This window comes from Hafnia paralvei (assembly GCF_020150375.1).
In the GTDB taxonomy this organism is placed as follows: Bacteria; Pseudomonadota; Gammaproteobacteria; order Enterobacterales; family Enterobacteriaceae; genus Hafnia; species Hafnia paralvei.
Window position 1 is genome coordinate 4,418,171 of sequence record NZ_CP083737.1, and the last position, 15,554, is coordinate 4,433,724.

11 protein-coding genes are annotated in these 15,554 nt (G+C 45.5%); 4 read left to right on the top strand and 7 right to left on the bottom strand.

Annotated elements, in window-relative coordinates:
• Positions 1 to 47 precede the first annotated feature (47 nt).
• Entirely contained in the window at positions 48 to 1,742 is a 1,695-nt protein-coding gene (locus K9N75_RS20510; RefSeq protein WP_008815531.1) for a sensor histidine kinase, read from the bottom strand.
• Positions 1,743 to 2,218: 476 nt separating this feature from the next.
• Between K9N75_RS20510 and K9N75_RS20515 the strand changes: the two genes are divergently transcribed.
• On the top strand, positions 2,219 to 2,722 hold the full coding sequence (locus K9N75_RS20515; protein ID WP_064572514.1) for a GNAT family N-acetyltransferase: 504 nt from the start codon (positions 2,219 to 2,221) through the stop codon (positions 2,720 to 2,722).
• Here K9N75_RS20515 and K9N75_RS20520 read toward each other — a convergent pair.
• Complete coding sequence (locus K9N75_RS20520) at positions 2,702 to 3,340, bottom strand: response regulator transcription factor (RefSeq protein WP_008815533.1); 639 nt, start codon at positions 3,338 to 3,340, stop codon at positions 2,702 to 2,704. The two genes, K9N75_RS20515 and K9N75_RS20520, sit on opposite strands and share 21 nt — an antisense overlap.
• Before the next feature lie 443 nt (positions 3,341 to 3,783).
• On the opposite strand from K9N75_RS20520, the gene K9N75_RS20525 reads away from it, so the two are divergent.
• Positions 3,784 to 4,647 carry a hypothetical protein gene (locus K9N75_RS20525; protein WP_224452058.1) on the top strand — a complete coding sequence of 288 codons (864 nt, stop codon included), beginning with the start codon at positions 3,784 to 3,786 and terminating at the stop codon, positions 4,645 to 4,647.
• 65 nt (positions 4,648 to 4,712) lie between these two features.
• Here K9N75_RS20525 and K9N75_RS20530 read toward each other — a convergent pair whose 3' ends face one another.
• Genes K9N75_RS20530 through K9N75_RS20550 form a run of 5 tightly spaced genes read right to left on the bottom strand, consistent with a single transcriptional unit; the run spans position 4,713 to position 10,634 of the window.
• Complete coding sequence (locus tag K9N75_RS20530) at positions 4,713 to 5,423, bottom strand: fimbrial biogenesis chaperone (RefSeq protein ID WP_008815535.1); 711 nt, start codon at positions 5,421 to 5,423, stop codon at positions 4,713 to 4,715.
• On the bottom strand, positions 5,395 to 6,702 hold the full coding sequence (locus tag K9N75_RS20535; RefSeq protein WP_008815536.1) for a fimbrial protein: 1,308 nt from the start codon (positions 6,700 to 6,702) through the stop codon (positions 5,395 to 5,397). Before K9N75_RS20535 ends, K9N75_RS20530 begins: the two co-directional genes overlap by 29 nt.
• A 10-nt stretch (positions 6,703 to 6,712) precedes the next feature.
• A complete protein-coding gene (locus tag K9N75_RS20540) occupies positions 6,713 to 9,292 on the bottom strand; it encodes a fimbria/pilus outer membrane usher protein (protein WP_064572508.1) in 2,580 nt (859 codons plus the stop codon).
• Positions 9,293 to 9,332: 40 nt separating this feature from the next.
• Positions 9,333 to 10,046 (bottom strand): fimbrial biogenesis chaperone, encoded by a 714-nt coding sequence (locus K9N75_RS20545; protein ID WP_064572506.1) that lies wholly within the window; start codon positions 10,044 to 10,046, stop codon positions 9,333 to 9,335.
• Positions 10,047 to 10,094: 48 nt separating this feature from the next.
• On the bottom strand, positions 10,095 to 10,634 hold the full coding sequence (locus K9N75_RS20550; protein WP_035502768.1) for a fimbrial protein: 540 nt from the start codon (positions 10,632 to 10,634) through the stop codon (positions 10,095 to 10,097).
• Between the two features lie 1,427 nt (positions 10,635 to 12,061).
• On the opposite strand from K9N75_RS20550, the gene mgtA reads away from it, so the two are divergent.
• Both mgtA and K9N75_RS20560 read left to right on the top strand, forming a co-directional pair.
• On the top strand, positions 12,062 to 14,761 hold the full coding sequence (mgtA, locus tag K9N75_RS20555) for a magnesium-translocating P-type ATPase (RefSeq protein WP_375374068.1): 2,700 nt from the start codon (positions 12,062 to 12,064) through the stop codon (positions 14,759 to 14,761).
• A 189-nt stretch (positions 14,762 to 14,950) separates the two neighbouring features.
• Positions 14,951 to 15,526 (top strand): nuclear transport factor 2 family protein, encoded by a 576-nt coding sequence (locus K9N75_RS20560; RefSeq protein WP_039189241.1) that lies wholly within the window; start codon positions 14,951 to 14,953, stop codon positions 15,524 to 15,526.
• Positions 15,527 to 15,554: the final 28 nt, after the last annotated feature.

Genomic DNA, 15,554 nt, shown 5'->3' on the forward strand with positions numbered 1-15,554 from the left:
TTATGCCCCCCTTCCAAGGGGGGCGTCGTTAATCGATAGATGTCCTATCACACCTCTGCTACCGATTTCGGTACGCGTACCACTATGCGGGTAAATTTATCCGCTTCGGTCTCAACGCTTACCCCAAATCGTTCGCCATAACGGGCTTTAATCCTACGATCGACCAGATTCATCCCCAGCCCATCGCCGCGTGGTTTCGACTGATAGAGACCGGCGTTATCTTCGATGCTTATCAAGATATCTTCCCCATCACACCAGCTATGTAGGCGAACTTCTCCAACACCAAACAGCTGTGAGGTACCATGCTTAATCGCATTCTCAACAATAGGTTGCAGCGAAAATGCAGGCAAACGCTCATTCAACAAAGACTCATCAATATCAAAATCAATCATCAAATGATCGGCAAAACGCGCCTTTTCGATTTCTAGATAGGCTTTCACATGTTCGATTTCATCGCCTAGCGTCACTTCATCACTGCTGCGCTTAAGGTTTTTGCGGAAAAAGGTTGAGAGTGAAAGAACCAGTTTACGCGCATGATTAGGGTCTCGGCGGATCACTGCCGATAAAGTGTTAAGCGCATTAAATAGGAAATGTGGGTTCACCTGCGCATGCAGAAGCTTGATTTCCGACTGCACCAACAACTGCTTTTGCTGTTCATATTTACCCGCCAAAATCTGTGCTGACAGCAGGTGGGCAATGCCTTCCCCTAACGTGCGGTTAATGCTGGAAAACAGCTTATTCTTTGGCTCATACAGCTTGATACTGCCCACGACACGGTTATCTTCGCCGCGCAGGGGGATCACCAGCGTTGACCCCAGTTTGCAATTCGGCGTAATGGAGCACTGATAGGCGACTTCATTACCGTCTGCGTAAACCACCTGATCGAGCTCAATAGCACGATGCGTATGGTGAGAGGTGATAGGTGCACCGACTAAATGGTGATCGTCACCGATGCCAATAAATGCCAGTAGTTTTTCTCGGTCAGTGATCGCAACTGCCCCAACACCGAGCTCTTCATAGAGCACGCGCGCAACTTTCATACTGTTTTTTGGATTGAATCCCTGCCGCATTACCCCCTCGGCTCGCGCTGCAATTTGTAGCGCTTTGGAGGAAAATGCCGACGTATATTTTTCGAAGATCGCCCGCCGATCGAGCAAGATCTGCATAAACATCGCAGCGCCAACGGTATTGGTGATCATCATAGGTAAAGCGATGTTCTCCACCAGCTCTTCGGCCTCCCAGAAAGGGCGCGCCACGATCAGGATGATCAGCATCTGCAAACATTCAGCCAAAAATGTTATCGCTGCGATCACCAGAGGCTGGAATAGCAGATCCAGTCGGTTATTTTTCAGCATATAGCGATGCAATAATCCACCAACCAAACCTTCAACGACAGTTGAAATCATGCAGGCCATCGCCGTCATACCGCCCATCGAATAACGATGTAAACCTCCGGTGAGCCCCACCAGAAAACCAACCGATGGCCCACCCAGCACGCCACCTAGCACCGCACCAATGGCACGCGTATTCGCGATAGAATCGTCTATATGCAAGCCGAAATAGGTACCCATGATGCAAAACATCGAGAACGTGAGATAACACACCAGCTTGTGCGGCAGTCGAATCGTAACCTGCATCAGCGGGATAAATAGAGGAGTTTTACTCAGCAAATAGGCAATAACCAGATAGACGCACATCTGCTGGAGAAGGGAGAGGATTAAATCGATCTGGCTGACACCCATGGAAAATATCCTTCATTCACATGGCAGGTTGTATAAGGAAATGATTGTAACCTTACTCCTGAACATCATGTAGAGGGTTTATCTGCGCTTATCCTACCTCAAGCGACATTTTCGTTGGTTGTACTCACGCTTCTTTCCCCTTTATCAACGTTATAGTGTAGATATCGTGTTTTACGGAGAGATAGATATAAAATTTAGGCAAAAAAAAAGCCAGCACCCGAGCTGGCTAAAAAAACACTGGAAGCAATGTGAGCAATGTCGTGCCTTCTCGAAAGGACATCTTAGATAGCACTACCTGAATATGAGCTATCCCGGTACTGTATCTCGAAGACTGTCTTCCCTAGAACGCATGGCAATGATAATCATTATCAATATCACTTGTAAAGTGTTTTTTTATTGATTAATAACCCTACTAAAATAAATTTTATCCTTTATATTTAATAGGTTATTAGGTAAGCCATTGACAGGAAAAACAAATGATCGAGATTATAATTAGAGCCGCGACACCGCTAGACGTAGAAGAATTGCACAAATTACATACGCATCCACAGGTCTACGCACAAACGTTGCAGTTGCCATATGCCACAACAGAGATTTGGGAAAAACGACTGGTTCACACCCCCGTCGGCCACTATCATCTCGTCGCCGTGTGTGAAGACCGAATAGTTGGATGCATTAGTCTGGAAGCTTACCAACGCCCTCGAATGCGCCATAGCGGCACCTTCGGAATTAGCGTTCACTATGATTTTCAGGGGCAAGGCGTGGGCCGTAAACTCATGACGGCAATGGTAGAGTTGGCCGATAAATGGCTCGATTTAAAACGCATTGAGCTTACGGTATATACCGATAATGCGGGAGCCATCGCATTGTATAAAAAATTTGGCTTTGAAATTGAAGGAACCAGTCGCGGCTATGCTTATCGCGACGGGCAGTATGTTGATGTTTTTCATATGGCACGCTTACGTACGCTCACCCACTAACACCGCTTTATGGCTAACCAAATAACGGCAGAAATTGGCGTGATTCGTTAGCCCAAGCTTACGCATAGCGCTGCGCTTATGCCCACTGATGGTTTTTTCACTCACCTTTAATCTGCGTGCAATCTCTCCGATACTTTGGCCCTGCTGCAGACAACTCATCACTCTCTCTTCGCTGCGAGTAATCTGTACACTATCCTGCCCCATACTCTTCTCTAGAAAACGTCTTATTGCGTCACTACGCACAACAGCGCCCGAGAAGAGGTGATGCATAATCGCCTCACGTAGTACAGAAAGCGGCTCTTGTTTCGACAAAAGAGTATAAGTTTTATAGGACATAACCCTAGATAAAACATAAGGATCTTCTGAACGAGTCAATACGATCACCGGCAGATTAGGAAATGACACTTTCAATAATTGAAGTGTATCCAACGCACCCGATAACCCATATTCAAAAGGAACTATCTCAATGATTAAGGCATCAAAAGGTTTTAGCCTTTGCTCACTGATAAACTGAGAACATAAGTCGAATAGTTGACATTTTACCTTGATACCTTTTAGACAACTGTATATTCCCATCGCATCAACATATGAAGTTTCAACCAATGCAACTCTTAACATTTTATTCCCAAGAAAAATTAAATGAGGAAAAAACGGATTTCAAATTATTCTATAAATTTGCAATTCCATGTATAAATTCTTATAGAAAATAAATAGCAGGACTCTCAAGAAAACTATATCACTCTAATTTGTTATAAATACATGAACATTTCTGGTATGTTTTGTTTCTATTTAATCACAAATCAATAGAATTATTATCTAACACACTGGTAATTATTAGTGATATAAACCAAATAATTGCCATTATACAAGCTCAATAAATCGATTTATTGTCATTTGCAGATCAATATAATTATAGGTTATACAATTAGCATAGTGGATTAGTATCATGACATTATGGTCAATCTATATATAATGATTCTGGAGTACTAAAAAACACCTTTATGCTTATGGGATTAAATACCCATATTTCGGTATTACCTATTCACCTTACAAAGAAAAATATGAAAAAAAACAATTTAGAAAAAGAACTATTTCTTTATAGCTCACACATACAAAAGCTACCCAATTTCAGAAAATGTGTTGAAAAGCACTATGACTTAATGTTATCAATGTGTAAAACACATCCATTGTTTTATAAAACGATGTTTAAGGATACTCGCTTTAATATTGCGATTACCGTTCTATGCTTTTATTTCACTCAAAAATCCCCTACATTATCTGATGTAAAGAACTATTGTGTTAACCACGGACTAGGAAGTCATAACAGCTTAGAATCATTGATGTTTTTCCTAAGAGTTGGCGGAAGATTAAATGTATTCAAAAGCGAAAAAGACAAGCGGATTCTGTTGTTTAACCCCACAGAAAAAGGGTTAAACGAAACTCGGCGTTATTTGGCTAACTCACTCGCCATTTTTCCTGAATTGCTACCTAATTATCGGTTAGAAAAAAACCATTTGGATAGCTATGAGGGATTAGAAAAATTCTTTATCCGCTGTGCTGAACTGTTCTTTAATGAAGTTATTGTGAGCAACATTCTTCCTGACTCTCAGATTTTTTTATTGAAAGATGCGGGACATATGATCTTCATCCGTCTTTACCTTGAAGCATTAAAACAAAAGGAAAATCCCGGAGTCGCAACAACTATTTCCTACAGCCAAATTGCCAAAGAAACTTCTGTTTCGCGTACACATTTAAGGAGAATTGTTGATGCCGCGGCCAAGAAATCTCTGATGACACCACATGAAAATATGACGCTGACGTTACATGATTCGTTCATCACTCTCGCTGAGGAATATATGGGGCTGTACTTCGCTTTTGTTTTGTACTGTTTAGAGATTAATCCTAGTGATGAAAAATCGATATAGAATGCTATCAGCGAATTGACGCTTCATTTTTGTGATACAAATATGCCTAATTATCACTTAAATGACTACTTAATCGCTCGGGTGTAATCCCAAGAATTACCTTCATCGTTAATGAGTGAAAATGATATTGTCTCATTCATAGTATTAAGCGTTGGAGGTAATGGAATCTGACGGTGGCTCTTTGGCGGTAATACTCCTATATCCAAAGGAATATTACGTATTGTCACACCAATAATGCTCAGATAATACTGCGTTGGATTTTCAATATTGAGGACACCGTTTTGTCGCTGAAACCTAATTTTATTTCCTACCGACTCTTGTAGGTGCGAGATCCCCGATGGGCGTAAAAAAAGCTTCATCTGTGTGCGCAGCGCTATGGTCACTTTTTGTGTAGATTCACCAGACATACGCGGTGGAATCTCATAGATATTCAGCCAATACATCGACTCTCGCTCTTTTGGCAATGTGCTATCTATCACCATCAAACGTAGGCTTTTCATCTCTTCAGGTTGTAATTTGAATACCGCAGGTAAAACCAAGATTGGTGAAGTACTTTTATCCGGAGTCGACTGCGGATCGCCATTATCAGACCAAGCCTGCACCACCACAGGGTAACTATTTTTATTCACAAGCTGTAAAGATGCCTCAGTTTCTCCATCGTTAAACACCACTCGAGTAGCTTCCGCGTTGACGGCGGCCTGTGTGCTCTCGGAGGCTAGCAGGATGAAAAATACGCCACCGATAAAACTACTGAATACGGATAAGAATCTGCGCATGCGCTTGATAGCTCCCTGCCGTTAGTTCATCACCACCGAACTTCTCTAACTGTGCCATAAACGTTTCGGTGTAGCTGTTGATCCCTTGAGCCGTATTTGAATCCACCAATGTTTGGTCGCCACCCAGAATCGGTGACCAGCCCGTTGTTTTCGTCGTATCTGTCGTCAAAAACTGCATTGGCTGGTTGCTGCGATAAATTTTCACCCCAACTCCTCGCGCATGACCAGCCGCACCGTACTGTTCATCTAACAAATAGTTAGCTGCCCCAGAGGTAATCAAACCATATTTGGTCGCAGCGGCAACACTCGCAGGCGGAGCCAAAAATCCCAAGGCAATTTGTCCTGTTTTCAATCCCGAGGTTGCTGCCGACTGGCACTGAAAGTCCAATGTAAACGGTGACTGACTGACCTCGCCGGCCTGTAAAGCGCTAATATTAATCGCGGGTAAAGTGACTACCGGAGTAAAGTTACTCACTTTGCAGGTCGCTCCTCGTCGGAACGTCACATAGTTATATAACCCTATCGACGCAGGCCACGTTCCATACCACCCTGGGAAACTGGTTTGAGAGTCAGCGCCGTCGGCAGGTCCAGTAATCCCTGGCCCACGAAACGCAATATAGGCATTTGGCTGGGTATAAGCGTATAAGTAGCTGGCCGCATTATTCGTACCGGAGCGGGCGTAGTTCAAACGAAATATCTCGGTTTGTACTGCACTGAAATTCTTTGCTTTAACCAGTAATCTTCCTTGGCTATCCGTATCGAGCCCAGTAAGTGGGCGAGATTTCCAGATTTTGTCGTAAAACTCACCGGTTTCCATATTAGTAAAACGAATAGCAATATTACGCACATAGGTGGCATAGGCTTTCGGAGCAACACCAGTGATACTGCCGTCATCATACATCCCCGCATACACCGCATCGCCGTTGGTCGCATAAACCTCATAAACCTTACCAGCGTCTGCGGCATCACAGCGAAATAGCACCTGTTCGCTCACGTATCCCGAATTAACCGCATAGGAGGTGAAGGGAGCAACACTGGATGCCAATAACGTCCCGTCGGGCTGGAAGTCATTGCTCGTGCTGATATCCACAACGCTCGGCAGCCCTAGAGATCCGTTGTTATAGTCCAAACTGCCATACCATAGAGCGCCTACGCCATCGTTGGTACTGCTCAGTTGTGATTGAGCCGTAATTTTTGTGCATTGTGCAATGGCGGATGAAGACATCATCAGCAGGAAAAACGTGGATATCATCCCTGCCCTGACTTTTATCCCGAACATATCATTCCCCTTAATGAACAACACATTGCCCAGCGACAGAAACGAGCTCCTGCTGCTCTGAAGATTCTGGTAATACATAACTCACACGGCACATTTCTTGAGGGCTATCCCCCCACTTAACCGTCAGTATTCCCTGTCGTTCACGCACACGAGCATAAATTAGGCTGGCTTGGCCAGACATTCCCACCACATTATTCTGATCGTCGAGCACGCTAGCCCCCATCGGCAGGGCTTCTGTACCGTTGATTTTGGCCTTGATTAGCACGCCATAACCGCTCAGGGTATCGAAAGATGCTTTCACTGCGGCGCCAGCATAAGGAATAACTCGGCTTTGAGTACTTTTGAGCTCCGTGTGCTTATTGATCCCCTTAGGATCAAGACTGATCGTGTTATATCGGTATGGCGTTAGCGAAGGAACGATGGCGTAGCCGTTGCTATCAATACGCGCACCTTGTCCATTTTTAACTAATGCTCCCTTCGCGCCTTTTGCTTCAACCAGTCCAAACGTTTCACTCAGGTATGGGCCAAGTGTGATCCCTCCGCGGTGAATAACCGCAGCACCACGCCCACCAACGCCCCACTGAGTGTAATCACTGGATGCTGAGTAACTCCCGTTAAGCGTGCCGAACGCTGAGTTTTTTTGCAGATTCGCGCCCCAATTTTTAGTGCTACCGGCCTGACTTTCTCGATTTTGCTGATATCCCGCATACACGGAATAATTCAATGTTCCTGCGTCGTCTAACATACCTGATACCGACGTTTGCCCTGAATTACCTGAGCTGTCAGCATGGCTCAGTGACGTGGATATATAGTTGTCCCGTCCGCCAAACGACAATGGGATTGAGAAAGTTAACGTAATCAAATTCTCAGTATTTCCTAAATAGCTACGGCTGCGCCCTTGCTCTGAGCCATCCATATCTATCTGATTGCGGTATACCGACTGCTGGCGACTAATTGCCAAGTTATAACTGATGTTCTTCCAACTGTTGGAATAGCCCACTTGGAGTTGCGTGTTACGCGATTGATTATCGTAGTAATCCATCACCGAACCGGATAAATACAGGCTCCCATAATCTCCTAACGACTGGTTGATCATCGCTGTAAATTGGTTACGCTGATTTAGGGTGTCCGATTTGAATACATTATTAGAGCCGTGCTTTTTGCTAGCTCTTTCACCCAGCACATCACTCAATTCACGATAACCTTCCGTTGAATAGCGGTATCCAGCTAAGGCCACGTTAGTTCCGGTATAGTCGAATGTACGGCTATAAGATGCCTGCACTCGCCAGCCTGATTGGCTTTGATTATCATCAATTTGGGCATGTGACCACGTGGTATTAAGACCAAAGGCACCTAGCCAATGACTCCATACGCCACCGGCTAAAATCGCCTGATAATCGTCAGCAATACGCAAACCAAGGTTTCCCGTAAAACTATTGGAAATACCACGCTCATAGGTAAAATCGCCAAACAGATTTTGTGTATCGCCATAGTCACGCGCACGCCCAACAACCGCGTTATAACGGCTTACGCCAGGACGCATTGAATCGGGTACGGCAGAAAATGGCACGGTGAACGTTGAACTCCGACCATCCGCTTCAATAATTTCGACCTTTAGGTCACCCTCATAGTGAGTGCTACTGAGATCGTCAATAACAAACGGCCCCTGCGGAACGTTGGTTTCATAAATCGTGCGACCGTTTTGGCTCACCACGACACGGGCATTGGTTTGAGCCGTACCCCGAATCTCAGGCGCATAGCCACGGCGAGACTGCGGCCACATGCGCTGATCGGTTTCAAGCTTGACGCCGTTATACGCCATACTGCCAAACAGCGATCCGCCGCTGTAACTTTGGCCGATCATTAGGTTGCTATCCAGAGCCGCAATCGGCCTTTGCATATAGGTTTGTAGCGACTGCCATTGATAGCGAGAACGGCTTGGTGATTGGCTATAGGTTGCCGAAGATTGCTGACGCAGCTGCCACAGCCCCAGATTGATACCCGACTTTAGCCCAAGAAAACCATACTGGCTGGTGCCTCCAGAACCCGAACGGTATCGGCTTTGATAATAGTTAGTGCTGTAGTTGAGAAACATCAGCGACTCCCCAGCATCCCAGCTTTCAACAGGCACAGCATCACGCGGAGAGCGAGTTAATAGCGCTTGAGGAATATACAAATCCAATCGTAAGCGCGGTTGATCAAACGACCAACTGGCTCCCTTGACTAAGGCTTCAGGGCTTTTGCACTGGCTCTTAGCCAACTCATCACCCTGCGGCAATGCACTTTCATTTACACCCGATTGGACGTAAAACTCGCGACTCAGACAAGGTTCGCTCTCTTTTTGAGCTGAGTTGTTAACAAAATCCACGCTGTCACGCTGTATAAAACGACCATTGAGATAAATATCCACTGAATACTTTCCCGCAGGGGTATTATTATCAGCGTTAAAACGCTTTAAACCTTTGCCAAAATCACCACCAAGGAACAGAGACTCATCAAAGGTGTATTGGCTATTTTCTGCAGCCCATGAACAAACGCTCATTGGAAATAGGGCATAGGTCACCCATGAGGCTATTTTGCGATGATTCATTAAAACACCCTCTCATTCCATGAGGCGCAGAAGGATACGATCACAACTGGTAACGCTGTGTTATTTTCGCCCCTTGATCATTTATATAATTAATAGTCAATGCGGAATTTGAGAACCTATGACTAAGAGGCCACCTTTCCGTACTAAACGGAGCAATCATTCTACTACCGAGCTGAGCAACCTTATTTTCAGATAGAATACTTGCTCCAGAAATGGAGAGGTAGTAACCACTATTATTATTTACTTCCAGTACGTAAGAATTTCCTTGCTGAATTATTTTTGGTTTTACATTCTGAGCAATATCCGCTGGCGATGTTGCTATTCCGGCGGGGCGATAAAACACCTTTACTCTATTACGCAACATGATCAGCATTTGATTACTGCTGCTTTTTGCTTCTCTGGGTGGGATCTGCAAAAAATTAAGGTAAAAAATGGATTCTCGATCTTGGGGTAATTCCCCACCTGAGAACATCAACCGTACTGTTTGACCGGCTTTAGCGGCCATTTTAAAAAACGGCGGCGTAATGATGAATGGGGCTTGTCCAGTATCAGGTGTTGAATCTTCATTGCCGCTGTCCATCCACACCTGAATCACATTAGGAAAATCATCATGGTTCGTCAGTTGAATGTTCACCTCCTTGTTTTGCGCGGGATAGATAACCCGGTTCCCTGTCATGACTACGCTTGCCTGTGCAGCCACAATCCAAAGAAGTGCAAAAGTGCATCCTGCAATAACATTCCTAACAAATAACATATTGTTGTTCCTAAACAATAAGTAGGCCGGCGTACCGGCCTACATCAATTACTGGTAAGAAATCGCGTACTGTAATGAACCCGCTACGGTGCCAGCAGTAGCTGCTGCCGTAGCGTAATACTGCACGGCAAAGTCATGCGTCGCTTCGGTATCGCCTTGTTTCAGAACCAAGCCATCAACACTTTGTGGACTCGTTAAGTTAATACCCGCGGTGTCTTGGGTGCTTTTCAAAATCTGTAATTCAACGTTTCCAGCGCCACCGGTATTCCCTAAATTACCGCTATTAGTCACGTTATTTCCGACAAAAACGGTTTTAATGTTGGTGTCTGCTGCATCATTTTTAGTGCAGCCAGTAACGCCCAGCGTAAATACTGTCTGGCCAGCAACATCACCTGGATTAGCCAATTCTGTCGCTGCTACCGTAGGCAATAAAACAATCGGGCTAGCATCATTTCCATTAATAGACACCGAACACGTTTGAGCGGTAACTTCACCTTGGAAAGTAATAGTATTCGCACTGATTGCCATTGCTGAAGAGGAAACAAAACAGCCCGCGATGAATGCGATAGGTAATATTGTCTTATTCATTGATTCTATCCTTTTATCTATAATGACTATTATCGTTATTTTCACTTGACGATTTTATTAAATCTAAATCCCTGTTTTTCTAGTCGCTAGAATAAAAACGGGCTATTGGGTTTCTACTACAGAGTGACGCGCCCCACTCTGGAGTAAAAACCTAGACCTCATTATCCATCTGAGAAAACTAAATATTAAAAATAATGTGGAGACTACAATAAAAAACTGTATGCATCCCCTTCATCCGCATAGGACAAATACAAATTTAAATGCTTTCGCGTAGTAAAAATCCTCCTCACAGACGAGAAGAAAATAGCAGTTTAAGCAAATGATTTATTGTTTATGTCTTAATTCTATTTAGCTCAACCTTTGAATAATGTGGGTGAAAAGTAAGAAAAAGACTAACAGAGTGGTCAGAAGATTCCCATACCCACAAAGTGAATAAGGTGTTAATTAAATGTTATTTCATTCGAAAGATCAGGTCATTTCAGATGTTCTAGAAATTCAACCCATGAATGTAAAATATAAAAACATCATATTTTACATATAATTAACTACGCAGTGCGGCACCTCCGGTGGCGTTCCCCCCTACAAATCGTCCCTTTTTTGTTCAGGGTGTACATTTTTGGGGTCATCTCTAAAAACGCTGTTTTACATAAAACACCAGAGTGTAATCACGATCAATTTTTGCAAAAAACAGATCCATTCTCCCCTTTTATGCCTGATTGCAGGTGGCAGCAAAATAACTTGCGTTGACTATTGGTTTAGCAAATGAACCTTTACACACTACGCAACCGGGCTTATAGTTTCGGCAGTTAATCAACGGAGATTCCTTCATTGGAAAGTCAGAGTAGTAATCAACTCAGTAGTGACATAACACTGGCAAGCTGACCATCTCCTCAGATGTTTTGCTTGCCGGACTCGGCGGGCAGCATCACTTCTCACATCAAGAACTGTTGCAGACCCACTAAAAAGTGCCTCGTCGGTGATTATACCGAGAGGACTGTATGCGGACAGTTATCATGCAAATTTACACTCGCGCTCTATTTCCTCCAGGCAAAGCCTAACGATGTGAGTAATAGGTAACGTTTAACGTCGCCGATTTTCTCGCACCCTGTTTTCTTGTCGCTGTGACCTACGACAGGAGGGCTTATCAGTGCCCATCATTTAGAGTGATGAACGCGATAAGCAACGAGCGTAATCATTTCCAGTACCAACCGTATCTCGCCGTGAGGCGTAAGGAGCCAATATGGACGAGCACCCCAGAAGCAACGTTATCCGCGTTGCACGGGCTGACGTGAGTTAAATCCGTCCCTAATCTGCAACGCATACTTTTAGCCTTAGGCTAACTAAGACATTTAGCGAAAGAAAACTCCTCATTTTGGGGCGGGTTTCTGCACGCTAAAATTAGCGATGAGTATTGTGTTATGGCCCAGATGATCGAACAAACTGCTGAAAAACGCAGCCGCAAAAATAACAAGAAAGCCACCTATCTGATTGCAGAAGAATCTGTGGTCAGCCTAGATGCAACTTTGTCTAATCTTTCCTCTAACCTCAATGGATTAGAAGAGGAAGACGCACGCGAACGCCTGCTGGAAACAGGTCCCAATCAGGTAGCTCATGAAAAAGTGCCGCCGGCTTTGGTGCAGCTAATCAGTGCGTTTAATAATCCATTTATCTTTGTACTGATGGTGCTTGCTGCGATCAGTTTCTTCACCGACTATTGGCTGCCGCTACAACGCGGTGAAGAAACAGATCTCATCGGGGTGATCATCATTTTAATCATGGTGTCTTTGAGTGGATTACTGCGCTTCTGGCAGGAGTTTCGCACTAATAAAGCCGCCGATGCGTTGAAATCCATGGTGAGAACCACCGCCACCGTTCTACGCCGAGCTCATCCAGCAGCAAAAACCGAATGCAAAGAGATCCCTCTGCAAGACTTGGTACCGGGCGATATCATTCTGCTCTCCGCAGGAGATATGGTTCCAGCCGACGTTAAATTGATCGAATCTCGCGATCTGTTTATCAGCCAAGCCGTGCTAACCGGCGAGGCGATCCCGATTGAGAAATACGACGTCACCGCCAGCGTTAGTCAAAAATCCTGCGACACTGGTAGCAGTGAAGGCGATCTGCTGGAGTTATCCAACATCTGTCTGATGGGAACAAACGTGGCCAGCGGCACCGCCAAAGCGGTCGTGGTCGCTACGGGGGCAAAAACCTACTTTGGTTCACTGGCAAAATCTATCGTCGGCACTCGTTCGCAAACCTCGTTTGACCGTGGGGTAAACAGCGTAAGCTGGCTGTTAATTCGCTTCATGCTAGTGATGGTGCCAGTCGTTCTCCTGATCAACGGCTTCACCAAAGGTGATTGGGCCGATGCCGCACTGTTTGCTTTAGCGGTTGCCGTGGGCTTGACCCCTGAAATGCTGCCGATGATCGTAAGCTCAAACCTTGCCAAAGGTGCGATCGCGATGTCTCGCCGCAAAGTCGTGGTTAAGCGTTTGAACGCCATCCAGAATTTCGGCGCAATGGACGTCCTGTGCACCGATAAAACCGGTACGCTGACTCAGGACCGTATCATTCTCGAACACCATATAGACATCAATGGGCGCGAGAATAAAGAGGTGCTTCAACTGGCGTGGCTGAATAGCTATCACCAAAGCGGCATGAAAAATCTGATGGATAAAGCGGTGATTCGCTTCGGCCGCGCGCGTCCTGAAGTTGAAGCAATGGCGCGCTTTAGCAAGATTGATGAGCTGCCTTTCGATTTCATTCGTCGTCGTCTATCTATTGTGGTCAGCGACGAGCATCGCCGCCACACGCTGATTTGCAAAGGTGCCGTTGAAGAAATGCTGGCTATCGCCACCCATATCAGCGATGACGGCAATATTTTACCGCTCGATGAGAAGGCGCGTGCCGAGCTGCTGCAGTTAGCAACCCACTACAACGAACAAGGCTTCCGCGTGCTCATGGTGGGAACTCGTGATTTGGGTATCGATGGTTGCGTATTCCCACTCAGCAACAGCGATGAACGCGATTTGGTCATCTGCGGATTACTGACGTTCCTCGATCCACCAAAGGCATCTGCCGCAGAAGCGATCACTGCGCTGCGCGAAAATGGCGTCATGGTCAAAGTGTTGACCGGTGATAACCCAATCATCACCAGCAAAATTTGCCGTGATGTGGGCTTAGAACCTGGTGAACCCTTGCTAGGCAGCGAAATTGAAGGAATGAGCGACGCGCAACTATCACTGTTAGCGGAGCAGCGTACCGTCTTTGCCAAGCTCACGCCGCTGCAAAAATCTCGCGTACTTAAAGCGCTGCAGGGCAACGACCATACCGTTGGCTTCCTCGGTGATGGTATCAATGATGCACCAGCGCTGCGCGATGCCGACGTCGGTATCTCAGTCGATACGGGCACTGATATCGCGAAAGAGTCAGCCGATATTATCCTGCTGGAAAAAGATCTGATGGTGCTGGAAGAAGGTGTGATCACCGGACGAGAAACCTTCGGCAATATCATTAAATACCTGAACATGACCGCTAGCTCCAACTTCGGCAACGTGTTCTCCGTTTTGGTGGCAAGTGCCTTTATCCCATTCTTGCCAATGTTGGCGATTCAGCTGTTGCTGCAAAACCTGATGTACGACATCTCACAGCTCTCTTTGCCGTGGGATAAAATGGACAAAGAATTCCTGCGTAAACCACGTAAATGGGATGCAAAAAATATTGGACGTTTCATGTTATGGATTGGGCCAACGTCTTCTATTTTTGACATCACGACCTACGCCATTATGTGGTTTGTGTTTGCTGCCAATAGCATCGAACATCAGGCATTGTTCCAGTCTGGCTGGTTTATTGAAGGGCTACTGTCACAAACACTCGTTGTGCATATGCTGCGTACTCAAAAAATCCCGTTTATTCAAAGCACTGCGGCGCTGCCGGTAATGCTAACAACGGGGCTAATTATGGCGCTGGGTATTTATATTCCCTTCTCACCGCTCGGCACTTGGGTTGGTTTGCAGCCGTTGCCATGGCAGTATTTCCCATGGTTAGTGGGTACGCTGTTCAGCTATTGCGTTGTTACTCAACTGATGAAGCGCTTCTACATTCGTCGCTTCGGGCAGTGGTTCTAAATTAGCACTTCTATTTACTCTCTAAGCTGCGGCAGTGATGTCGCAGCTTTTTAACTGCAATATCGCTTATTACTCACATTCTCTTTTTCAATTTCTTCCCTTCGGCACTTCTCGCATACTCAACAAACCTTGCGGCATTATATTCTCGTGTTAGGCCAAGCCACTGCTCACAACTTAAGGAAAGCCGCTATGCAAGCATTTTGGGAAGACCGTTTGATAATTGCCGATTTAATGACGGGTTGGATGCACCGCGATCTCGCCGAATGGGACAAAATGCTAGAGCTATTCCATACAGATGGCACCATTGAGGTCACCTGGTTTGAAGGGTTGTTTACTGATTTCGTAAAAGGCTCGCAGCGCATGGGCGGCTCAGCGCTGGTGACCAAACATCTCATCAGCTCACCGATGATTGAATTTCACGGTGATAAAGCCATCGCAGAAACTAACGCCATGATTGTGATCGAAAATGCGCAGATGAGACTCGGCGCGACCGTCCATAATCGTTTTTACGATTGGGTAGAAAAACGTAACGGTGTATGGAAAATTACCCGCCGTCAGGCAATTTACGATTTTGGTTCGTTTAATTTCCCTCAAGGAATTATCGACATCGATACTGCCTGTGCTAACAAATATCCGATTGCCTACGCGCCGCTTGCCTATTTACTTGAGAAAAGCGGTTTTCCGGTAGAGCGTGAATTTGCCACCAAGGGCAGTCATTTAGAAACCACAATGAAAGCCGAAGGACAGGCTTGGTTGAAAGGATAATAAAGGTAGCCTGACTCCGCTCCGGTCT

Bases quoted from the DNA above. Each gene is read 5' to 3' on its own strand.
- K9N75_RS20530 (WP_008815535.1), bottom strand. From the start codon at position 5,423: ATGCGCAGATTCTTATCCGTATTCAGTAGTTTTATCGGTGGCGTATTT.
- K9N75_RS20510 (WP_008815531.1), bottom strand. From the start codon at position 1,742: ATGGGTGTCAGCCAGATCGATTTAATCCTCTCCCTTCTCCAGCAGATG.
- K9N75_RS20515 (WP_064572514.1), top strand. From the start codon at position 2,219: ATGATCGAGATTATAATTAGAGCCGCGACACCGCTAGACGTAGAAGAA.
- K9N75_RS20525 (WP_224452058.1), top strand. From the start codon at position 3,784: ATGAAAAAAAACAATTTAGAAAAAGAACTATTTCTTTATAGCTCACAC.
- K9N75_RS20535 (WP_008815536.1), bottom strand. From the start codon at position 6,702: ATGTTCGGGATAAAAGTCAGGGCAGGGATGATATCCACGTTTTTCCTG.
- mgtA (WP_375374068.1), top strand. From the start codon at position 12,062: ATGATCGAACAAACTGCTGAAAAACGCAGCCGCAAAAATAACAAGAAA.
- K9N75_RS20550 (WP_035502768.1), bottom strand. From the start codon at position 10,634: ATGAATAAGACAATATTACCTATCGCATTCATCGCGGGCTGTTTTGTT.
- K9N75_RS20560 (WP_039189241.1), top strand. From the start codon at position 14,951: ATGCAAGCATTTTGGGAAGACCGTTTGATAATTGCCGATTTAATGACG.
- K9N75_RS20540 (WP_064572508.1), bottom strand. From the start codon at position 9,292: ATGAATCATCGCAAAATAGCCTCATGGGTGACCTATGCCCTATTTCCA.
- K9N75_RS20520 (WP_008815533.1), bottom strand. From the start codon at position 3,340: ATGTTAAGAGTTGCATTGGTTGAAACTTCATATGTTGATGCGATGGGA.
- K9N75_RS20545 (WP_064572506.1), bottom strand. From the start codon at position 10,046: ATGTTATTTGTTAGGAATGTTATTGCAGGATGCACTTTTGCACTTCTT.